Raw genomic sequence first — 3,831 nt, forward strand, 5'->3', positions numbered from 1 at the left:
TTCGGGCCGTTCGGTCTCGACATCCTTCATCGAATGGACGGCGGCGTCGATCTCGCCGGCGAGCAGCGCGCGGTCCAGCTCCTTGGTCCACAGCGCCTTGCCGCCGATTTCGGCCAGCGCGCGGTCCTGCACCTGATCGCCGGTGGTCTTGATGATGACGATGGCGACATCATCTTCGGCCCAGCCATGCGCGGTGCACAGCGCGGCGCGGGTCATATGGGCTTGGGCGAGGGCGAGCGGCGAGCCGCGCGAGCCGAGGCGGAACAGGGTCATGCCCCTTGTGCTAACGCGGCTTTGCCCTAGAGGGAAGCGATGGCCCTGATCCTTGGCCTTGAATCTTCCTGCGACGAAACCGCAGCCGCCCTCGTCACCAGCGACGGCCGGGTGCTGGCGCACCGGCTGGCGGGGCAGGAAGCGGCGCACCGCCCCTATGGCGGGGTGGTGCCCGAAATCGCCGCCCGCGCGCATGTCGACAAGCTCATTCCGCTGGTGGCGGAGGCGCTGGCGGAGGCGGGCGTGGCGCTCGCGGATGTCGATGCGGTGGCCGCCACCGCCGGCCCCGGGCTGATCGGTGGCGTCATGGTGGGGCTGGTGACGGGCAAGGCGCTGGCGCATGCCGCCGGCCGGCCGCTGGTGGCGGTCAACCATCTGGAAGGCCATGCGCTCAGCCCCCGGCTGGCCGAGCCGGGCCTGCGCTTTCCCTATCTGCTGCTGCTGGTCTCGGGCGGGCATTGCCAGCTGCTGTTCGTCGAAGGGGTGGGCCGCTATCGCCGGCTGGCCACCACGATCGACGATGCCGCCGGCGAAGCGTTCGACAAGAGCGCGAAGATCCTCGGCCTGGGCTTTCCCGGCGGCCCGGCGCTGGAGCGGGCGGCAGCGCTAGGCAATGCCGCCGCCGTACCGCTGCCGCGCCCGCTGAAAGGATCGGCCGAGCCGCATTTTTCCTTTGCCGGCCTGAAAAGCGCGGTCGCCCGCGCCTGGGCCTCGGGCGATCACCGCGCGGAGGACATTGCCGCCGGCTTCCAGCAGGCAGTGGTCGAGTGCCTGATCGATCGCACCGCGCGGGCGCTGGCGCGCGCGCCGGGCGCAAGCGCGCTGGTGGTGGCGGGCGGCGTTGCCGCCAATGGCGCGGTGCGCACCGCGCTTGGCGCGCTGGCGGCGGCCAATGGCCTGGCCTTTGTGGCGCCGCCGCAATGGCTGTGTACAGACAATGCCGCGATGATTGCCTGGGCCGGTGCCGAACGCTTCGCAGCGGGGCTCACCGATCCGCTCGACACGCCGGCGCGCGCGCGCTGGCCGCTCGATCCGGGCGCGGAGGCCGTGCGCGGCGCCGGGGTGAAGGCATGACCATCGGCGTGATCGGCGCGGGCGCCTGGGGCACCGCGCTCGCGCAGGTGCTGGCGGCGGCCGGTGCCGGGGTGACGCTGTGGGCGCGTGAGGCCGAGGTGGTCGAGCGGATCAACCAGGCGCGGGAAAACCCGCTGTTCCTGCCCGGCGTCACCCTGTCCCCCGCGATCAGAGCGACGGGCACGCTCGCAGCGCTGGCCGGCGCCGATGCGCTGCTGGTCGTCTGCCCGGCGCAGCATGTCCGCGCGGTGCTGGGCGCGCTGCCGCCGCTTGACTGCCCGCTGATCCTGTGCGCCAAGGGGATCGAGGCGGGCACGCTGCTGTTGATGAGCGAGGTGGCGGGCGCGCTGCACCCGGCGGCGCCGCTCGCAGTGCTCTCCGGCCCGACTTTCGCGCATGAGGTGGCGGCCGGAAAGCCGACCGCGCTGACGCTGGCCTGCGCCGATGCCCCCACCCGCGCGGCGCTGATCGCGCGCTTTGCCGGCACGCCGCTGCGTCCCTATGGCTCGGCCGATGTGGTCGGCGCCGAAATCGGCGGGGCGGTGAAGAATGTGCTGGCGATTGCGTGCGGCGTGGTGTCGGGCGCGGGGCTGGGCGAAAATGCGCGCGCGGCGACGATTGCGCGCGGCTTTGCCGAAATGACGCGGTTCGGCGTGGCGCGCGGCGGGCAGGCGGCAACGCTCGCCGGGCTGTCCGGGCTGGGCGATCTGGTGCTGACCTGTTCATCGACCGCGTCGCGCAATTTCGCGCTCGGCATGGGGCTGGGCCAGGGGCGGCCGGCCGCTGCCTTGCTGGCTGATCGCCGTACCGTGGCCGAGGGTGCGCATACCGCCCCCGTGCTGCAGGCGGCAGCGGCGCAGGTGGGGGTGGAAATGCCGATGGTGCAGGCGGTGTGCGCGCTGCTGGACGGCGCACCGGTGGCCGGGGTGGTCGATGCGCTGCTCAGTCGCCCGCTGAAGGACGAGGGCGTCTAGGGGCGTGAAGCGGGCGCGTCGCCGCCACAAATCACGCTAGAAATCGACCGCAATGCCCTTCAGCTCCCAGTCGCCATAGCGCACCGGGTTGCGGCCCAGCGGGTCCTGGTCGGGCGCTGCCGCCGGAGCGGGCGTGGGTTTGGGCAGCGGCGGGCTCTTGGAAAGATAGGCCGGTGGCTTCACATGGCTGGGGCGTTGGCCCATGGCGCAGTTTCCCTGTCCGTGAAATGGTCGCAATGCCCGATGGAGCCGATGCCCCCTGCGAATCAACCCCAAAGCGACCAGCCGCCCGGCGTTCCCGCCCGCCGCGCCGCGCTCAAATTGCTCGATGCGGTGCTGCGCCGTGGCGAGGCGCTGGAACAGGCGCTGCCGGCGGCAACGCGCGGCATTGCCCGCGCCGATGACCGCGCGCTTGCCCATGCGCTGGCCGCCGGGGTGCTGCGCTGGCTGAGCGATCTCGACGCGCTGATCGATTCGGCAACCGCACGGCCACTGCCCGACGATGCCAAGCCGCGGATGGTGCTGCGCATCGCGCTGGCGCAGGCGCTGATCCTGCGCACGCCGGCGCATGCGGCAATCGCCACCGTGCTGCCGCTGGTGGAAGGCGGGCCGAAGCGGCTGGTGCACGGCGTGTTCGGCACGCTCAGCCGCCGGGGCGCGGCGCTGCCGGCGCTGCCCAGCCTGCCGCCCGCGCCGGTTGCGCGCTGGACTTCGGCCTGGGGGCTTGACGTCATCGCCGCCGCCCGTGCCGCCAGCGTGGCGCCGCCGCCGCTCGACCTGACCCTTGCCGACCCGGGCGAGACGGCGGCGCTTGCCGCGCGGCTGGGCGGGGAGAGCCTGATGCCCGGCCATCTGCGCCTGGCCGAGCATGGCGCCATTCCCGATATGGAGGGATTTGGCGAGGGCAGCTGGTGGGTGCAGGATCTGGCAGCCGCGCTGCCCGCACGGCTGCTGGGCGCCGGCACGGGCACCGCGCTTGACCTGTGCGCCGCGCCCGGCGGCAAGACGCTGCAACTCGCCGCCGCCGGCTGGGCGGTGACCGCGCTCGACATCGCCAAAAGTCGTCTGGCGCGACTAAGCGAAAATCTGGCGCGCACCGGGCTTTCTGCCCAGATTGTGACGGCCGATGCGCTCGACTGGGCGGCCCCGGCCCCGTTTGACGCCGTGCTGCTCGACGCGCCGTGCACCGCGACCGGCATTTTCCGCCGCCACCCTGAAGTGCTCCACCGCGTGACGCCCGCGCAGATCGCCGAGATGAGCGCGCTTCAGGCGCGGCTGATTGCCCGCGCGGCGGACTGGGTGCGCCCCGGCGGGCGGCTGGTCTATGCCACCTGCTCGCTCGAACCTGAAGAGGGCGAGCGCGTGGTCGAGGGCCTGTTGGCGGCGCGGCCCGATTATCGCCTGCTGCCGCCCGGCGCCGACGAGCTGCCGGGCGGCATTGCGGCGGCGGCGCCCGGCTGGCTGCGGCTGGTGCCGGGCACGCTTGGCGCGCAGGGCGGTTGCGACGGCT

The 3,831-nt window shown here is 73.1% G+C and carries 4 protein-coding genes and 1 pseudogene; 3 read left to right on the forward strand and 2 right to left on the reverse strand.

Annotated features, from left to right (window positions below):
* A pseudogene (locus K2Y03_RS07765) lies at positions 1-273 on the reverse strand (hydroxymethylbilane synthase); the annotation flags it as partial.
* A 39-nt stretch (positions 274-312) separates the two neighbouring features.
* On the opposite strand from K2Y03_RS07765, the gene tsaD reads away from it, so the two are divergent.
* Together tsaD and K2Y03_RS07775 are read left to right on the forward strand one after the other, a co-directional pair.
* Entirely contained in the window at positions 313-1,347 is a 1,035-nt protein-coding gene (gene tsaD / locus K2Y03_RS07770; protein WP_294089736.1) for a tRNA (adenosine(37)-N6)-threonylcarbamoyltransferase complex transferase subunit TsaD, read from the forward strand.
* Positions 1,344-2,321, forward strand: coding sequence for an NAD(P)H-dependent glycerol-3-phosphate dehydrogenase (locus tag K2Y03_RS07775; protein WP_294089737.1), 978 nt, complete (start codon positions 1,344-1,346; stop codon positions 2,319-2,321). Before tsaD ends, K2Y03_RS07775 begins: the two co-directional genes overlap by 4 nt.
* Before the next feature lie 36 nt (positions 2,322-2,357).
* On the opposite strand, the gene K2Y03_RS07780 is transcribed toward K2Y03_RS07775, so the two are convergent.
* Positions 2,358-2,525, reverse strand: coding sequence for a DUF1674 domain-containing protein (locus K2Y03_RS07780; protein WP_294089738.1), 168 nt, complete (start codon positions 2,523-2,525; stop codon positions 2,358-2,360).
* A 48-nt stretch (positions 2,526-2,573) separates the two neighbouring features.
* Between K2Y03_RS07780 and K2Y03_RS07785 the strand changes: the two genes are divergently transcribed.
* On the forward strand, positions 2,574-3,831 hold a 1,258-nt coding region (locus tag K2Y03_RS07785), incomplete at its 3' end, for a transcription antitermination factor NusB (protein ID WP_294089739.1).

It is taken from the genome of Sphingomonas sp., assembly GCF_019746015.1.
In the GTDB taxonomy this organism is placed as follows: domain Bacteria; phylum Pseudomonadota; class Alphaproteobacteria; order Sphingomonadales; family Sphingomonadaceae; genus Sphingomonas.